This is a genomic window from Xanthomonas sp. fls2-241-TYG-148 (assembly GCF_030208815.1).
GTDB classification, from domain to species: Bacteria; Pseudomonadota; Gammaproteobacteria; order Xanthomonadales; family Xanthomonadaceae; genus Xanthomonas; species Xanthomonas campestris.
In genome coordinates, this window is sequence record NZ_JARVTE010000011.1 from 25,489 (window position 1) to 43,147 (window position 17,659).

The 17,659-nt window shown below is 66.3% G+C and carries 13 protein-coding genes; 6 read left to right on the forward strand and 7 right to left on the reverse strand.

Annotated features, from left to right (window positions below; genetic code table 11):
* Positions 1-54: 54 nt before the first annotated feature.
* Positions 55-930, forward strand: coding sequence for a methylenetetrahydrofolate reductase (locus QRM60_RS12565; protein WP_192884300.1), 876 nt, complete (start codon positions 55-57; stop codon positions 928-930).
* Between the two features lie 276 nt (positions 931-1,206).
* Complete coding sequence (locus tag QRM60_RS12570) at positions 1,207-3,162, forward strand: choice-of-anchor X domain-containing protein (RefSeq protein WP_285446313.1); 1,956 nt, start codon at positions 1,207-1,209, stop codon at positions 3,160-3,162.
* A 620-nt stretch (positions 3,163-3,782) separates the two neighbouring features.
* Here QRM60_RS12570 and QRM60_RS12575 read toward each other — a convergent pair.
* Positions 3,783-4,541 (reverse strand): SDR family oxidoreductase, encoded by a 759-nt coding sequence (locus QRM60_RS12575; protein WP_285446332.1) that lies wholly within the window; start codon positions 4,539-4,541, stop codon positions 3,783-3,785.
* A 97-nt stretch (positions 4,542-4,638) separates the two neighbouring features.
* Here QRM60_RS12575 and QRM60_RS12580 point away from each other — a divergent pair, with 97 nt between their 5' ends.
* Positions 4,639-5,556: an AraC family transcriptional regulator gene (locus tag QRM60_RS12580; protein WP_285446314.1), complete on the forward strand. Its 918-nt coding sequence runs from the start codon at positions 4,639-4,641 to the stop codon at positions 5,554-5,556.
* Between the two features lie 90 nt (positions 5,557-5,646).
* Here QRM60_RS12580 and purU read toward each other — a convergent pair whose 3' ends face one another.
* From purU to QRM60_RS12605, 5 genes are all read right to left on the reverse strand, one after another.
* On the reverse strand, positions 5,647-6,498 hold the full coding sequence (purU, locus tag QRM60_RS12585) for a formyltetrahydrofolate deformylase (protein ID WP_161962224.1): 852 nt from the start codon (positions 6,496-6,498) through the stop codon (positions 5,647-5,649).
* A 218-nt stretch (positions 6,499-6,716) separates the two neighbouring features.
* Positions 6,717-7,109, reverse strand: a complete 393-nt coding sequence (locus QRM60_RS12590) for an XVIPCD domain-containing protein (RefSeq protein WP_115005373.1) — start codon at positions 7,107-7,109, stop codon at positions 6,717-6,719.
* 356 nt (positions 7,110-7,465) lie between these two features.
* Entirely contained in the window at positions 7,466-8,341 is an 876-nt protein-coding gene (locus QRM60_RS12595; RefSeq protein ID WP_115572082.1) for an NAD(P)-dependent oxidoreductase, read from the reverse strand.
* 52 nt (positions 8,342-8,393) lie between these two features.
* Complete coding sequence (locus QRM60_RS12600; protein WP_012437089.1) at positions 8,394-9,524, reverse strand: NADH:flavin oxidoreductase/NADH oxidase; 1,131 nt, start codon at positions 9,522-9,524, stop codon at positions 8,394-8,396.
* A gap of 48 nt (positions 9,525-9,572) precedes the next feature.
* Positions 9,573-10,454: an NAD-dependent protein deacetylase gene (locus tag QRM60_RS12605; protein WP_285446315.1), complete on the reverse strand. Its 882-nt coding sequence runs from the start codon at positions 10,452-10,454 to the stop codon at positions 9,573-9,575.
* A gap of 698 nt (positions 10,455-11,152) precedes the next feature.
* Between QRM60_RS12605 and QRM60_RS12610 the strand changes: the two genes are divergently transcribed.
* Positions 11,153-13,678 carry a TonB-dependent receptor gene (locus tag QRM60_RS12610; RefSeq protein WP_285446316.1) on the forward strand — a complete coding sequence of 842 codons (2,526 nt, stop codon included), beginning with the start codon at positions 11,153-11,155 and terminating at the stop codon, positions 13,676-13,678.
* Between the two features lie 68 nt (positions 13,679-13,746).
* Positions 13,747-14,775, forward strand: coding sequence for a nuclease (locus QRM60_RS12615; protein ID WP_285446317.1), 1,029 nt, complete (start codon positions 13,747-13,749; stop codon positions 14,773-14,775).
* Between the two features lie 207 nt (positions 14,776-14,982).
* On the opposite strand, the gene QRM60_RS12620 is transcribed toward QRM60_RS12615, so the two are convergent.
* Positions 14,983-16,251: an MFS transporter gene (locus QRM60_RS12620; protein WP_161962847.1), complete on the reverse strand. Its 1,269-nt coding sequence runs from the start codon at positions 16,249-16,251 to the stop codon at positions 14,983-14,985.
* A 97-nt stretch (positions 16,252-16,348) separates the two neighbouring features.
* On the opposite strand from QRM60_RS12620, the gene QRM60_RS12625 reads away from it, so the two are divergent.
* A complete protein-coding gene (locus tag QRM60_RS12625; RefSeq protein WP_014509352.1) occupies positions 16,349-17,236 on the forward strand; it encodes a LysR family transcriptional regulator in 888 nt (295 codons plus the stop codon).
* The last annotated feature ends 423 nt before the right edge of the window (positions 17,237-17,659 follow it).

A 17,659-nucleotide genomic window follows, 5' to 3' on the forward strand; every position in this document is an offset into this window, starting at 1 on the left:
ATCAACGCTGATGTGCGCGAGCCAACCACTCACCACCACAGGACGGCGCCGCCTTTGATGTCCCCGGATCCACCTAGCCGCGCCGCCACCATCACCGATGCTTATTCGTTGGAGGTCGGCGCACACGACATGGCGGCGCTGACTGCAGCAGCGCCGCAGATCATGCGTGGCTCAAGCATGTTCATTCCCTACCTGCCCAGCCAGAACGACGAGGCGCGACTGGCCGCCGCACAGAGGGTGCGCGCCCTCGGCTTCGCGCCCATGCCGCACCTGTCCGCGCGCCGCATCGCCTCGCTGGACGCGCTACAGGCATTCGTCCGGCGCGCCGTCGATGAGGCCGGCGTTGAACGCTGCCTGGTGATTGCGGGTGATGCGCCGTCTGCGGTTGGGCCGTTTTCCGATAGCGTGTCGCTGATCGAGACAGGCGTGTTTGAGCGCTCGGGCATCAAGGCCATCGGCGTGGCAGGACATCCGGAAGGCCATCCGAGCATGCCTGCAAGCGCGCAGTGGGATGTGCTTGAACGCAAGTGCCGCAGCATCGCCGAGCGCGGCATGGCGCCGCTGATCGTCACCCAATTCGCGTTCGATGCCGACACTGTGCTGACGTGGTTGGAGGCGCTGCGCGCGCGTGGCATTGCCCATCCCGTGCGTGTGGGCGTGCCAGGTCCTGCGGGCGTCGCAGTGCTCGCACGCTATGCCGCACGGTGCGGTGTTGGCGCATGCGCATCGATGCTCTCCAAGTACGGCATCTCGCTCGGCAAGCTGTTCGGGACTGCGGGGCCGGATCGCTTTGTGGATCGCCTCACCGCCGGCCTCAGCGAAGCGCGTGGAGATGTCAGCCTGCACTTCTATCCATTCGGCGGAATCGCACAGTCTGTCGCGTGGGTTGAGCAGTACCGCCACCGCAGCGCGCGTCCCCTGGCGGACTGACACCCGCCAAGTTTCGGGGTTCGCCATCAACCGCAGACCTCTGGTTTTCTGCGGCTTGCAGGTGCGAAGAATCGGCACGTCCACGACGTGGATCACACTCTGTACTTTTTATTTCTGCAGGGTTGTTTGTTGCGCGTGAGGTGTTGCAGCGCACAGCAGAGCTGTCATGCATGCGGGGTATAACCGACTCCGAGTCGCAGCGAGGGGGCGCTGCATCCGATGCCGCTGTGTTCGATCGCAGCGCATCACTTTGCAACTCCAAGGAGCGCTGTTGCCATGCATACGCCGTCGCTGTTGTCGTTGTCGTGCGCCCTCTCGCTCATCGCCGCGCCCCTGGGCGCGGCCGAGCTACAGCCCAAACAATTGGCCGGCCCGCCAGAAGAGTTCGCGCAGATGCGCGCGCCCGATCCGGCGGAATCGGCCATCCTTTCGAAAAGCGCATTACTGCCGGTGGAGCTTGCACCGGCCGGTGCCAGTGCACGCTGGCAGGGCAGCCTGCCGGTGGAAAACGGCCACCTGCGTTTTATGGTGCTGGCCGGTGACCAGCAGTGGGACGCGGCCGTGGCCGCACCGCGCGTTGCCGGCGCGCGCGCCGCAGCAGCGCCGCAACTGCAAGCACAACGCACACAGCTCGGCAGTGTCGACAGCGGCACCAGCGGCATGCGCTATGCAGTGGACGCAGCACAGAACGGTGTGTGGTCGCTGACGCTGCAATCGGCCTCGCCCACGGCGCAACGTGGCTATGTGTTGATGGAAGGCGACCCGCGCACGCAGCTGGCCTCCTATCCACGGCATCGCCACCAGCAGGTGGGCCAGTCGCTGACGCTCAATGCGCTGCTCAGCGGCAGCGATGCACAAGGCGCGAGCTTATTGGCCGGCCAGGCCGGGCAGATCGATCAGGCCAGCCTGCGCGTGCTCGATCCACAGGGCACGGCACGCACGTTTGCGATGGCCGATGACGGCAAGCACGACGACGGCGCTGCCGGCGATGGCGTGTATGGCGGCAGCTTTCAGCCGACCAGTGCCGGCACCTGGGTCGCACAAGTGATCGTGCATGGCCGCGACCAGGCCGGGCAGCCGTTCGTGCGCACCAGCGAGCACGTGTTACCCGTGCTGGACACTTCTGTGCGCCTGCTCGGCACCGCGCTCAGCGCGCGCGCGGCGGACGGCACGCGCCTGAGTATCGGGCTGCCGATCGCCGCGCGCGGGCAGGCGCCCACGCATTACCGCGTGTTCGGTCAGGTGTGGGGCACCGACGCCAAGGGCAAGCAGATTCCGGTGGCCTGGATCGGCGGCATGCTCACGCCGCAGCAAGGCCAGCTGCCGTTGAGCCTGGACGAGCGCTGGGTGGCGCGTGCCGGTGCGCGCGCACCGTTCACGCTGCGCGGCCTGCGCATCGAAGACCCGGACCATTACATCCCGTTGGCACAGGCCGACACGCTGCCGCTGCAATTACCTGCACTGCGCCGGGCGAGCATTGCGCGCACCACGGCCGGCATCGACGAAAGCATGCGCATGGGGCCACGCCCGCGCACGCTGGCCACTGCCAGTGCACGGGCGCAACCGCAGGCCGCTGGATCGCGGCTGGTGCTGGTGCATGGGTACTGCTCCAACGGCGTGTGGCCGGAAGCGCAGTTCAGCAACGCGTCGTCGTTTATCGATGCCAAGCAGAACCGCAGCAACGATCAATTCGCACAGCGCTTGGCGCAGTTCGCCAGCCAGTGGTCCTCGTTCGCCACGGTGGCGCACAGCCAGGGCGGCATGGCCGCGCTGCATCTATACACCTACTACTGGAGCGGGCTGGATAACGCCACCGGTGGGCGCGTGATGCAGTCGGTAGGCACGCCGTACCAGGGCACCAACCTGTCCGGCATTCTGGCTGCGGTGGGTTCGTGGTTCGGCGTCGGGTGCGGCAGCAACACCGACCTCACCTACGACGGCGCCAAGGCCTGGCTGGCCGGCATTCCCGCCGATGCACGCGCCAAGGTCAACTACTACACAACCTCGTTCGCCAAGACCAACTGGTACACCAACGACTACTGCAACGCCGCCTCGGACCTGGTCTTGAACGACCCCGAAGACGGCACCGTGGAGCAGGCCAATGCGCAGCTGCCGGGCGGCGTAAACAGGGGGCACACCACCGGGCAATGCCACACCACCGGCATGCGCGACCCGGCGCAATACCTGGACGCCAGCCGCAACGCGGTGATGAACGCCAACGCGGCGAAGTGATGCGGGTTTAGCGGTGTGCACTGCGATGGCCGGCGTTTGCGTCGGCCATCGCAACATGTGTGGGACCACGTAGCGCTTTACTTGCAGGCAGTTTTCCTTGCTTAGGCGAGGCCCAAGCAACGCCTGCGTTCACCGCTCTTGGTTGCCTTGAGAGGTGATTGAACGGTGTGGGTTAGTCGGTTTTTTAGAGCGAATGATCTGCGGGTTTGCTGCAGGGCCCTTGCCCGCTCACCATCGCGGGACACGCTGCAAGTACGTCCTTGTAAGCTCTTACGCGGCATCCATGCCGCATAAGGTCCCGCGACGGTGAGCGGGCAAGGACCAGTCGCGGGTGTCGGTGCGCATGGTGCTAGAAGCGCACGCCATTCTTCTGATTCGCTGGCTCTCGTGTAGTTGTGACCCACATCGGCAGGCCAATGTAACTAGCGCGATGTCCTGCTGGTTACCTCGCTGCGGACCACCTTTCTGGTGCGGTGCCCTCGCCGATTGCGGGACCATGTGGTTGCATGGATGCCGCCACCGAGCCTCCATAACTGGATTCTAGGCGCGTCGCGCGATCAGTTAGGCACCGCGCTAGGCCGACTCAGCGTTTGGTTTTCGCATGACGTACAAAAGATTTATTAGCCACGCTCGGCAGCTTCGGCAGCCCACAGTTCTGCATCTGCGCCTGCAGGAATAAACATCGGCGCAGCCGGGTCGGTGGCTGCGCGCCAGATGGCCCGCGCGACGTCGATCGACTGCGTTCCGGGGCCAGCGGATGCGCTCATGCGCGCCAGCGTCTGTTGCATAAACGCACCATAGATCTCGTCATCAGCGCCGCGTAGACCCGCGCGGGCGGTGGCACGAAAGTCCGTCTCCCCGCACGAGCCCGGCGAGACGACCCGCACGCGGATACCGAACGCCTCCAGCTCGGCGGCCAGCGATTCGCTCAGCGCATTCACCGCCGCCTTCGCTGCACGGTAGGCGCCGATCAGCGGAAGTGGCTTGAGCGTTGCGCTCGACGACACATTGACGATCACCCCGGCGCGGCGCGCGCGCATCTGCGGCAAGACCGCCTGCGTAACAGCCAGCGTGCCAAAGGTGTTGGTTTCGAACAGGTCGCGTACCGCCTGCAGGCTTGCCAGTTCCAGCGGTGCGGGCGCACCGAAGCCTGCGTTGTTGACGAGCGTGTTCACCGTGCCGGCCGCCGCAATCGCGGCCTGGATGCTCGCGGGGTCAGTGACGTCGAGCTGCAGCACCTTCAACCTTGGCGATGCAGGAAACAGGTCCTCACGTGGAGTGCGCATGGTGGCAACCACGTTCCAGTCGCGTTCGAGAAAGTAATGTGCGGTTGCCAGGCCAAAGCCCGACGAACAGCCGGTGATGAGTACGGTTTGCATGAGGCGCCCTCGGTGACGGTGTGAGGGATCTACGTTAGGCTGCCCAGGTCGCACTTTCGATCTTCTAAAGTGCTTAATCCATTAGCGAGAGTCCAATGTGCTCGACCCGCTTGCTGAGGTCGTCCTTCTGCTGAGGCCGGCACCAGGGTTCTCCAAACTTGTCCTTGGCGCTGGTGTGTGGTCGGCGTACCGCTCCGATGCGCCCGGCCCGTTTTACTGCGCGGTGATCGAGGGAAAGTGCCGGCTGGCGCTTGAAGATGGCCAGGCGCATGTGCTGGAAGCAGGCGACTTTGTGCTGGCACCCGCCATGCTTGCTGTCACGCTCTCCAGCGCGCAGGCGTCGACCGGGCAAGCCCACACCGTGCCGACCCAGATGGACGATGGCAGCTTCCGCATCGGCGCGCAGGACGGCCCGGCGGATGTTCGCATCGTGATTGGGCATTGCAGCTTCGGCTCGCCGGATGCGGCGCTGCTGGTGTCGCTGCTGCCCCGGCTGGTGCATGTGCGCGGTGAGCCTCGGCTCACCATGCTGGTGAATCTGGTTGGTGAGGAGGCGCGCACAAACCGGCCCGCCCGTGCGGTGGTGCTTGCACGACTGTTGGAGGTGCTGTTGATCGAAGCATTACGCTCGCTGACGGCGAGCGACACCACGCCAGGACTGGTGCGGGCGTTATCCGATGCACGCCTGGCAGCGGCGCTGCGCGCCCTGCACGGCGCACCGGCGCATGCCTGGACGATCGACGCATTGGCCAAGGAAGCGGCGCTATCGAGATCATCGTTCTTTACGCGCTTCAACCGTGCGATGGGTGTGACGCCAATGGAGTATCTGCTGGCATGGCGTATGGCGCTGGCAAAGACGCTGCTGTCAGAACAGGGGCTTGGCGTGGCGCAGGCGGCGCAGCGGGTGGGCTATGGCTCGGCCAGTAGTTTCAGCGTTGCCTTCACTCGCCACACTGGCAGCCCACCATCGCAGTACGCCCGCGTGCGCACTGCAACCTCGTTAGATGCTGTGTAACGGCACCCAATGCCGTCAGGCCCGCGCGCGCGGTGATGCGCCTGCAGCTGCGGTGAGAGACAGCTGCAGCTGCGAGCTTGCAGTGCTCCCCTAGCGGAACACCACCGTGCGGTGCCCGTTGAGCACGATGCGGTGTTCGACATGGCGGCGTACCGCGCGCGCCAGCACCAGCGACTCGGTGTCGCTGCCCAGGCGCACCAGGTCGCGCGGGGTCATGGCGTGGTCCACGCGGGCGACGTCCTGTTCGATGATCGGGCCTTCGTCCAGGTCTTCGGTGACGTAGTGCGCGGTGGCGCCGATGATCTTGACCCCGCGCGCGTGCGCCTGGTGATACGGCTGGGCACCCTTGAAACTGGGCAGGAAGCTGTGGTGGATGTTGATCGCACGCCCGGCCAATGCGCGGCACAGTGCAGGCGAAAGGATCTGCATGTAGCGCGCCAGCACCACCAGGTCCACCTGTAGGCGCTCGACCAGCGCGAGCAGCTGCGTTTCCTGTTCGGCGCGCGTATCTGCGCTCACCGGCAAGTGGTGGAAGGCGATGCCGTAGGACGCCGCCAGCGGTGCGAAGTCGGTGTGGTTGGAGACCACCGCCACGATATCCACCGGCAATTGCCGGCTATGCATGCGGAACAGCAAATCGTTGAGGCAGTGGCCCTGCTTGCTCACCAGCACCAGCAGCCGCGCGCGGCGGCGCGCATCGTGCAGCTGCCAGGTCATTTCAAAACTGGCGGCCAGCTGTGAGAACTGTTGCTCCAGCTGCGCAATGTCGGTTCGCGGCGGCTTGTCGAAATGCACGCGCAGGAAAAACCGCCCGCTCTCGTCGTCGCCAAATTGCTGGGCGTCGAGAATATTGCAGGCAAGATCGAACAACAGCCCGGTCACGCGATAGACGATGCCGGTACGGTCGGGGCAGGACAGGGTGAGGATGTAGTCAGAGCGCATCGGCGAGATGATAGCCAATGGATGACACCGCTGGCGCAGTGCTTGCGTCGGTAACTTTTACATTGCGCCGCAGTGCAACCGTTGGGCCAGCCGCACTGCAGCTCTGCACCGTGGCACTGTGCTCGCCATGCATGCAGATCCGCTGACCAACGCATCGCAGGTGTTGCGCTGGTGGCATGCATCGCAGAACGCGGTGCGCATGCCACTGACGATGAGGATCAGCGCGGCGGCAGGCGCAGCATCAGCCGCCGGTTGATTTCATCCAGCTGCGCAAGCGAGGCGTCGACCGAGGTCTCCATCGCTTCCTGGGTAGTGATGTGGGCGCGCAGATGCGCTGGGTCGTCCAGGGCGCCACGCACCAGGAACACGTTCTCGCCTACCTCGCCGAGATGGCGGCTGAGCACCACCAGATCCACCTGGTCGAAGCCATGCTGCTTGGCCAGCGGCAGCAGCCGCGCGGCCATGCGCATGCTGGCCTCGTCGGTGGGTTTACCCAGTTCGGTGTCCAGCACGCTCACCGCTTCCTGGATCTGTGAGAACAGGTGATGGTCCGGATGTTCGGGATGGTCCGGGCCGACCGGGCCCTGATGGATGACCGGTGCGTTGGTCATCGTGCGCCACCACCGGCGTGGGCCGATGCGCGCGTGGTGTGCACGGTCGAACCGGGCCTGATGTTGGGGTGTCGCATCGCATCCTCCCTGGAGCGGCGTTTGTTACGAGCAGGCACCTTAGCCGCTTGCCTGCCAAGCCTCAAGCCAGCCACGTCGCACCAGGCGTTATGCCTGCGGGACACACCGCAAGATGCGCAACGCGGGCGCTTGATGCGCATGTCGTTGAAGGCGGTTGGCGCAGCGCGTGTGCCTGAGCGGCGTGCCGTCGTAGCCACACCGTGCTGCACGGCACCGCTCGCACACGATGCCACTGCGAACAGCGCGCGCGACTGCATCAGTCACACGCGCTGGCGGTGCTACGCCTGCCCTGCACGCCGTGCGGAAACCTCGGCCAGCACGGCCCAGTCGGCGTTGCCATCGCCGTGCGCAATTGCCTCATCCAGGCCGCTGCGCAGCAGCTCGCCCAGCGGCATCGGCACCTGTCGCGCTGCGCCGGCCTGGATCGCCAGATCCACGTCCTTGCGGCCCAGGGTGGCAGTGAAGCCGGCAGGCGTGTACTGGCGCTGCATGATCAGCTTGCCATAGCCTTGATACGCAGGTGCAGCGAACAAGGTGCTGGTGAGCATGCCCAAAAACTGCGTGGCATCCACGCCATGCCCACGCGCCAGCGCGCTGGCTTCGGCCATCGCGCCGATCGCACTGGCCAGGCAGAAGTTGGCGGCCAGTTTCACCGCGTTGGCCTGCTCGGGCGCGCTGCCAATCTGCCAGGTCTGCTGGCCCAGCACATCGAACATCGGCTGCACGCGGGCAAGCGCGGCATCGTCGCCCGCGGCCAGGATGTTGAGCTTGCCCGCTTCGGCCACCTCCACGCGGCCAAGCACCGGGGCGGCGACGTAGGCCACGCCCCGCTCGGCATGCAGTGCGGTCAACTCGTGCGCCAGCGCCACCGAGATGGTGGCCATGTTGACGTGCACGCTGCCGGCCGGCAGCGCATCCAGCACGCCGCCGTCGAGTACCGTCTGCCGCACCGCGGCGTCGTCGGCCAGCATCGAAAACAGCAGCGGGCCGTGCGCGGCCTGCTGCGGCTGCTCCACCACGTGTGCACCGGCCTCACGCAGCGGCTGCGCACGTGCCGGCGAGCGGTTCCATACGGTCAGTTCAAAGCCGCCGCGCAGCAGGTTGTGCGCCATCGGCAGGCCCATCGTGCCCAGCCCCAGAAATCCTATTGGCATGCATGCCCTCTGCTTGGTCGAGATGATCGGTCCATGGTCGGTTGTGCGCGCGTCAGCTGGCGAACACGCCACGCGCTTCGCGCGGTTCGCAGCGCTGGTACTGCGGCGCCGGGGTGACCGATGCGCCCAGCGCGGCGGCGGCGTGCCATGGCCAGCGCGGGTCGTAGAGGATGCCGCGCGCCAGCGCGATCGCATCGGCCTGGCCATCGCGCAGGATCGCTTCGGCCTGCTGCGGTTCGGTGATCAGGCCCACGCCGATCACCGGCGTGTCCACCTGCGCGCGGATCGCCTCGGCAAACGGGATCTGGTAGCTGGCCTGCACCGGAATCTGCTGGCGCGGGTCCAGCCCGCCACTGGAGACATGGATGTAGTGCGCGCCGCGCGCATCCAGCGCCTTGGACAACGCAATGCTCTGCGGCAGGTCCCAGCCGCCATCCACCCAGTCGGTGGCCGAGATGCGCACGCCGATGGCCATCTGGTCAGACACCGCCGCGCGTACCGCATCGAAGATGCGCAGCGTCAGCCGCATGCGGTTGTCCAGCGAGCCGCCGTATGCATCGCTGCGCTGGTTGCTCAGCGGCGACAGGAACTGATGCATCAGGTACCCGTGCGCGGCATGCAGTTCGATCAGCTGCAGCCCCAGGCGTTCGGCGCGCTTGGCCGCGGTCACAAAGGCCTCTACCACCGCATCGATGCCGGCGGCGTCCAAAGCCTGCGGCAGCGGTTGGCCATCGCGGAACGGCAGTGCCGAGGCGGACACGGTCTGCCAGCCATTGGCGTGGTCCGGGGCGATCGCCTCGCCGCCCTTCCACGGCAGATCGGTGGAGGCCTTGCGCCCGGCATGTGCCAGCTGGATGCCGATCGGCATCGGCGACCAGCGCCGTACCGATGCCAGCACTTCGCCCAGCGCCTGTTCGGTGGCGTCGTCGTACAGGCCCAGGTCGGCGTAGGAGATGCGGCCCTGCGGCTGCACCGCGGCCGCTTCCAGGATCAACAGCGCGGCACCGGATTGCGACAGCGTGCCCAGGTGGATGCGATGCCAGTCGGTGGCACGGCCGTCCTGTGCGGAGTACTGGCACATCGGCGCGATCACAATGCGGTTGGCGAGCGCAAGCGGACCAAAATTGATGGGGGTGAACAACTGGCTCAAGGCGACATCCACACGCGACGTAGGGATGCCCATTGCACTGCGCCACGCGCGTGGGCACAACCGCTGCGATGGATCACTGCGTCATGCCGAACGCGCACTGTGGTACCTGGCGGTGGCCGTGTGCAGGGGGTCTGGCGGCTGTTGCAGGAACGCCAGCGCCTGCGCGCAGGATTGCTCCACCTTCAGGCTGAGCAGGTCGTCGGCACGGGTGCGTCCGAAGTTGAGCGCGGCAATCGGCAGGCCGGCGCGTGCGGCGGCCTGCACGAAGCGGAAGCCGGAATACACCATCAACGAAGACCCCACCACCAGCACCGCATCGGCGGCCTGCAGATGCGCAAAGGCGCGCTCCACGCGCTCGCGCGGCACGTTCTCGCCGAAGAACACCACATCCGGCTTGAGCACGCCGCCGCACGCCGGGCAGGCCGGCACCACGAAGTTGTCGAAGGCCACGTTGTCCAGATCGGCATCGCCATCGGGCGCCTGGGCGGCCTCCAGGTCGGCCCAACCAGGGTTGTCGCGCTCCAGCAGCAACTGGAACTCGGTGCGCGGCATGCGTTGTTCGCAGCCCATGCAACGCACCACATCGAGCCGGCCGTGCAGATCGATCACCGCCTGGCTGCCGGCGGCCTGATGCAGGCGGTCCACGTTCTGGGTGAGCAGCAACTCCAGTTGCCCGCGCGCCTCCAACGCGGCCAGGGCGTGATGGGTGGCGTTGGGCCGCGCCAGGCCGAAGCGCGGCCAGCCCACCAGGCTGCGCGCCCAATAGCGCTGGCGCGTGGACAGCTCGCCCATGAACGCCTGGAAGGTCACCGGTTGCGGGCGCTTCCAGCCGCCCTGCAGATCGCGGTAATCGGGAATGCCCGAATCAGTGCTGCAGCCCGCGCCGCTGAGCACGAACAAGCGCTGGTGGCGCTCGATGAACTCCTGCAGCGCCGGGCCGGCCTGCGTGATCGCAACAGTCATCCTGCAACTCCGGTCATGGTGTGGTCACTGTGCAACAACGCCCGCGTGCGTGCCTGTAGCGGTGCAACACGTTCAGGCGCTGCGGTGAGTGCTGGCCGGTGCCGCGGCAGTGGGCTGCACGCGGCGCGCAGGCGCTGGTTGCGCACCCTGGCAGGCCGATCCTTCATGCCCACGTTGCCACGGACGCGCGCAGTGGCGAGGTGCATGGGACGGGAGATGACGCAGAGCGATTCACGATGCAAAGACGCCACGGGAGATGGCCTTTCAATCGGGGTGCGCGGTGCGATTCCAAGCACAGGCGCATCTGCCTGCATCGCGGTTGCGCTCGTCTCCTGGTTGCACGCTGCGCGCGTGAGGCGCGGCACCCGGTCAAGCATCTGTTCGCGATCGCCGAGCTCAAGCTGCAGGCCAATGCCTTGGGCGTGCGCAAGCTGGATCTTGGCGCGTTCACTCCCACCTGCACGCTGCACCGCATTTAATTCGCCTTGGCGAACGCCACCATCACTGATGCAAAGTGCAACGCCGCAGCCGATGCGAACGCCAGCGCAGGACGCGCAGATGACAGAGCGAAGTAAAGTCTGCACACGTCACAGTTCCAGGCACTGCACCGGCTTTTTTGCGTGATCTGCCGCACACGCAACGCATCTGCAATAAGACATCGCGAAAGTGACGCGCTCCCCCGCTCGCCCATGCCCGCCATGCCAATCACCGACATCCGGATCGCCTCCGGACTGCGTCGCGCCCCGCTGTGTCTTTGCCTGTCCCTCGCACTTGCCTCCACGCTTGCCGGCCCGGCGCTGGCGCAGCAGACCACCGCTTCACCGCCGGCACGTACGAGCGACGACGGCATCTTCTCGCTCGACCGCATGATCGTCACCGGCGCCGGCCAGGCACAGAGCCAGTTCGAAGCGTCCTATGCGATCACCTCGATGACCGCCGAACAGATCGACAAACTGGCGCCGCTCAACCTCACCAGCCTGATCGGTTCGATGCCGGGCATCTACGCCGAATCCACCGGCGGCGAAGTGCAGAACGTGTACCGCATCCGCGGCATCCCCGATGAAGGCTCGTTTGCGGTGATCCAGGAAGACGGTATCAGCCCGTATCCGGACAACAACGGCTATTTCTACAAGACCGAAGGCCTGGTGCGCCCGGACTTGATGGTCGAATCGGTGGAGACCGTGCGCGGCGGGCCCTCGCCGATCTTCGCCTCCAATGCCGCAGCCATCGTCAATTTCGTCACCCGCCAGGGCGGCGACACGCCCGAAGGCGCAGTGCGCACCACCGTGGGCGATACCGGCCTGTATCGGCTCGATGGCTACTGGTCGGGCAAGCTGGCGCAGGACTGGTACCTGGCCGCCGGCGGTTTCGTGCGCCGCAACGATGGTTACCGGGATGTGGGCTTTCCTGCCGATGAGGGCGGCCAGTTCCGCATGAACCTCACGCACACGCTGGACCACGGCAAGATCACCTTCACCGCCAAGCATCTGGACGACAAGAATGCGTTCTACATGCCGATCCCGCTGTATGACCCGCGCGACACCACGCGGTCGCTGGACCCGTTGATCGACCGCTTCACCGGCACCTTGAGTGCGCCGCAACTGCAGCACGCCACGCTCATTTCCAGCGATGCCAATGGCCAGCCGCAACGCGAGGCGCGCGATCTCTCCGATGGCCGCCACATGAAATTCAACCATCTGGGTGCGAACCTGGACCTGGCCTTCGACAACGGCTGGAGCCTGTCCAACAAGGCGGTGGTCAATCGCCTGGACATGACCTTCGACGCGCTGTATTCCAGCAATGCGCCGCAGGATGCCACCGCCTATGCGAACAGCCGCCGTGCAGCCGCGAGCGCAGCGTTTCCGGGCCTGACGCGGCTGGGCTACGTGTACACCGACGATGGCAGCCGCTTCGATCCGGCCAGCACCGACGGGCTGGTGATCCAGGGCCAGTACCGTGCGATGGATGTGCGCGCCGATTCCATCGCCGACGATCTGCGCCTGCACCGCAGCTTCGACTGGGGCGGCGACACCCACGACATCACGCTGGGCCTGTATGGCGCCTATTACGCGCGCTCCTACAACTCGCGCTATCAAAGCTACCTCTTTGAGATGCGCCAGAACCCGCGCAGCATCGACCTGCTCGGCTATGACGCCAACGGTGCGATTGTCGGCGGCGTCACCCAGGACGGCGTGGTGATCTACGGCGCCGACCGCACTCAGGGCAAGGCCTACACCAGCATGCTGGCGCCCTACATCGCCGATACCTGGCAGGTGACCGACAAGCTGCGCCTGGAAGGCGGCGTGCGCCACGAGCGCTATCGCTACCGCGCCTGGGCCATGGCCCGCACCACCGGCACGTTGGGCATGCCCGCAACGCTGGCCGACGATGCCGCACGGCTGTTCAACGGCACCCGCACGCAGACCGCGCTGGATGTAGGCGTGACCAACTGGACGGCGGGATTCAACTACGACCTCACCCCGATTGTCGGTGTTTACGGCCGCGCCTCGCGTGCGCACCGAGCGCCCAGCGAGGGCGCCAACGAAGGCAACGTCAACATTCCCACCGCCGAGCAGTACGAACTGGGCACCAAGCTCAACTTCGCCACGCTGGATGTGTTCGCCACGGCCTTCTACACCAAGTACGACCCGTACAACATCGGCACCAGCGCGGTGAATCCGTTGACTGGTGCAGCCGAGTCCAAGGATTACCGTGGCAGCGTCACCAACCCGGGCGTGGAAGTGGCCGCGGTGTGGACGCAAGCGCAGTGGCTGCGCCTGGATGCCAATGTCACCTACAACGACACCAAGGTCTCCGACCTGACCGAAGTGGTCGCCAATGGCGCGGTGGCGGTGGTCGATGTGGACGGCAACATGCCCAACCGCCAGCCCAAGCTCTATGGCAACGTCGGGCCCACGCTGCTGTTCAGCACCGGCGCGTTCGATTGGGAAACCTCGCTGCGCTACGCCTACGTGGGCAAGCGCTACGCCGACCTGGAAAACACCACCGAACTGGCCGCCTATCACACGCTGGCGGCCAACATCCTGGTGCGCAACGGGCCGTGGGATGTGCAGCTGGCGGTGGACAACCTCACCAACACCTTTGCGCTGACCGAAGGCAACCCGCGCACCGATACCATCTCCGGGCAAGGCACGCGCGAACCCATCTACGGGCGGCCGATCTACGAGCGCAACACCCGGCTGGTGGTGACCTACCACTTCTGAGCACGCCGGCCACCGCCGCTTTCGCGTGCGCCGTGGCCCTGCCCGGCGCGCGCCCGACCAGGATCCTTATGAAGCCTTCCCTGCTTGCTGCGGCCGTCCTGCTGACGGCCAGCTTCGCCCCCACGGCTGCGCTGGCCTGGGGAAAACGCGCTCACGCGGCGATCGATACCGCGGCAATCCAGGCACTGCCCGACGACGGGCCGGTGTTCCTCAAGCGCCATGTGCAGGTGATTGCCGATGGTGCGGTGCTGCCCGATGGCTGGCGCAGCGAAAGCGAGCCGTTCCTCAAGATCGAAGAAGATCCCAACCACGGCTGGTTCCGCGAGCAGTTCGCATTCATGGCCAACCCGCCGCGCTCGCGCTATGCGTTCGTGCTGGCCTTGTACGACGAACAGCGGCGCCTTGCACAACGCGACCCGGCCGCCGCCGAGCGCATGAATGTGCGCTGGGCCGGCACCTTGCCGTATGCAGCCACCGAAGGCTACGAACGCATCGTTGCCACCATGCGCCAGATCCGCGCGTTGCGTGCTGCCGGTGAGGACACGCGCGAACTGGAGCGCACCTGCGCGTTCCTGGTGAGCTGGTTTGCGCACTACATCGGTGACGGCGCGCAGCCGCAGCACGACAGCATCCACCACGATGGCTGGCAGGGACCCAATCCACACGGCTACAGCACCGACCCGAAGGTGCACGGCAAGTTCGAGAGCGACTACGTCGACAAGATCGCGCTCACTCCGCAGGACTTGCTGACCCGCATGCCGGCATTGGCGCATCAGGACGGCGATGTGTTCGAGCAGTTGCTGGGTTTTCTCGCCATTGGCACCGGCCGCGTCGAGCAGGTGTATCGCCTGGAAAAAGCCGGTGCGTTCGACGATGCCTCCCGCACCGACGGCCGCGCGATGGTCTACCTCACCGCCGGCGACGGCGCGGCAATGCTGCGCGATCTGCTGGTGCGCGCCTGGCGCGAAAGCGCGCTGCAGCCGGTTTCCGTACGCAGGCCACGCAGCATGGATCCGGCACATCCGCAGTACGACCCCAGCACCGGCAGCGCGCCTGCGCCGCGCTCACCGGCGTTGCCTGCGGCGCAAATGAAGTAACGCAGGCGCGTTCTAGCAGTGCGCGCGTGATACGGCACGCGCGCTTGCCGTTGTTGGCACGTCGCGCAGCGCGCGGATGCAATGGCGCGCGTAACCGGTGCGCGCGCGTGCGCAATCACAGGCCGCAAGCACGTGAGTGCCGACCTTGCGGCGGAGCGCACGCAAGCACGCCGACAAACCGTCTAGCGATCGTAGACAGCGCTGCGCTTATTCCCCGCGCGGCGGATGTGGCGCAAAGCGCCCATACGGGCGCGAGTCGTCCGCACTGCGGCGTAGCACCTGCGCCGCCAGCAAGGCCAGGGCGAGCAAGCTGCCGCAGAACGCCACCAGCGCACCCCAACCGCCGTGCTGCCAGAACCAGCCGCTGACCGCGCCGACCAGGCTGGCACCGCTGTAGTAGGCCAGCAGATACAACGACGCTGCATGGCTACGCGCCGCACCGCCCAACCGGCCCACCCAGGCGCTGGCCGACGAATGCGCAATGAAAAACCCGATCGTCAGCAACACCACCCCGGCGATCACCACCGGCAAGGCATGCGCCAGCGTCAACGCCACACCGGCCGCGGCGGTGAGCGTGCCGGCCAGCACCACCGGGCCACGGCCGAAGCGGTCCGAGGCGGCACCGGCCACTGATGAAGACACGATGCCGAACACGTACGCGCTGAAGATCATGCCGATCTGGCTCTGGCTCAGGCCGTATTCCGCGCCACCCAGGCGAAACCCGGCGTAGTTGTAGACGCTGACGAACACGCCCATCAACAGGAACGGGATCGAGAACAGCCACAACAACTGGCGGTTACGCAGATGCCCGCCCCAGGCGCGCAGGTGGTAGTGCAGGTTGACGCCGTGCCGGCGCACGAAGTGACGCGAGGGCGGTAGCAGCCACACGAACGCCACCGCGCACAGCAGGTCGAACACGCTCAACACCGCAAGGGCTGTACGCCAGTCGTAGTGGTCGGTGAGCAGGCTCATCACGATGCGCCCGCTCATGCCGCCAAACGCATTACCGGCCACGTACAGGCCGGTGGCCGCGCCCAGTTTGCTGGCCGGCAGCTCTTCGGCCAGATAGACCATGGCCACCGCCGGCACCCCGCCCAGCGCAATGCCGGACAAGGTGCGCACCGCCACCAGCGCGCCCCAGTGCGGCAGGAAGGCGGCGATCAGGTTGAGCACCGCGGCCAGCGCGATGGAGACAAACATCAGCCCGCGCCGGCCCAGGTTCTCCGACACCGCGCCGGCACAGAAGATGGCAATCGCCAGCGCGCCGGTCGCCAGCGACAACGGCAACGAGGCCGTGGCCGCATCCACGCCGAAGGTGCGGGCAAATTCCGGCAGCACCGGCTGCACGCTGTACAGCAGCGAGAAGGTTGCAAAGCCGGCCAGGAACAACGCCAGGCGGATGCGGCCGGTTGCCGGCGTGTCTGCGGGCAGGGCGGCGGCGGACAGGGTGCCAGGGCGGTAATCGGAGGAAGACACAGGAGCGCAACCGAGACGTGGGACGGCGAGTATTCGCCCCGGCCAACCCCCTGTCCAATATATGATTGCCGCAGCGTCCATATGCGAAACAGATACCTTGGAACTTCGCCACCTGCGCTATTTCCTGGCCGTTGCCGAAGAAGGCAACTTCACCCGCGCCGCGGCACGCGTGGGCATCGGGCAACCGCCGCTGAGCCAGCAGATCCAGGCGCTGGAACGCGACTTGGGCACGCCGCTGTTCCGTCGCACCCATGCCGGCGCCGAACTCACCGCGGCCGGCGAGGCGTTCCTGGGCGAAGTGCGCCGGGTGTTGGTCGATGTGGAACGGGCTGCCGAAACCGCACGCCGCGTGGCGCGTGGCGAATCCGGCCGGCTGCGGCTGGGCTTCACCGCCTCGGCCGCGTTCAACCCGGTGGTGCCACGGCTGATCCGCGATTTCCGCCGGCAGTGGCCACAGGTGGAGCTGCTGCTGGAAGAAACCAACACCGCCGGCTTGCTGGTGGCCCTAGCCGAAGGAAAGCTGGATGCGGCGTTCGTGCGTTACGGTCTGAGCACGCCCCCGGACCTGCAGCTGCTGCGCTTTGCCGACGAACCGATGAAGATTGCCGTGCCCGCCGCGCACCGGCTTGCCGCGTTGGACAGTGCACCGTTGGCGGCCCTGGCCGGCGAGCCGTTCATCCTGTTTCCGCGCAGCTTCGGCTCCAGCCTGTACGACGAGATCCTGGCCGCCTGCCGCGCCTCCGGCGTGACCTTGCGCATCACCCAGGAAGCGCCGCAGATGTCGTCGATCGTCAATCTGGTGGCCGCCGAATTGGGTGTGTCGGTGGTACCCGCCTCCACGGCACAGCTGCAGCTGCCCGGCGTGCGCTATCTGGACATCGAAGGCCAGATGCCGCTGGCCCGCCTGGCCTTGGCGGTCTCGCCGGGAGCGTTGGAGAGCGCGCCATTGGTGCGGCATTTGTGGGCGTTGGCGGAGTTGATTTGAGGGTAGGTGAGTGGCGGCAGATGGCTGCGATGTCGTTGGCCAGGTAGGAGCGCGCTTGCGCGCGATGTGGCTTTAACGGTAATGCGTTCGCGCACGAGTGCGCTCCTACAAGGGCATGTGCCTATGTGCACTCCATACATGCGGGCTGCACATGAAGCAGCTGCGCTGTGCACACCCACGTAGGAGCGCGCTTGCGCGCGATGTGGCTTTAACGGTAATGCGTTCGCGCACGAGTGCGCTCCTACAAGGGCACGTGCCTATGCGCACTCCACGCGTGCGCGCTGCACACGCAGCAGCTGCGCATTGCACAGCCACGTAGGAGCACGCTTGCGCGCGATGTGGCTTTACCGGTAATGCGTTCGCGCACAAGTGCGCTCCTACAAGAGCATGTGTCTGTTCGCACTCCATGTGTGCGGAGGCACC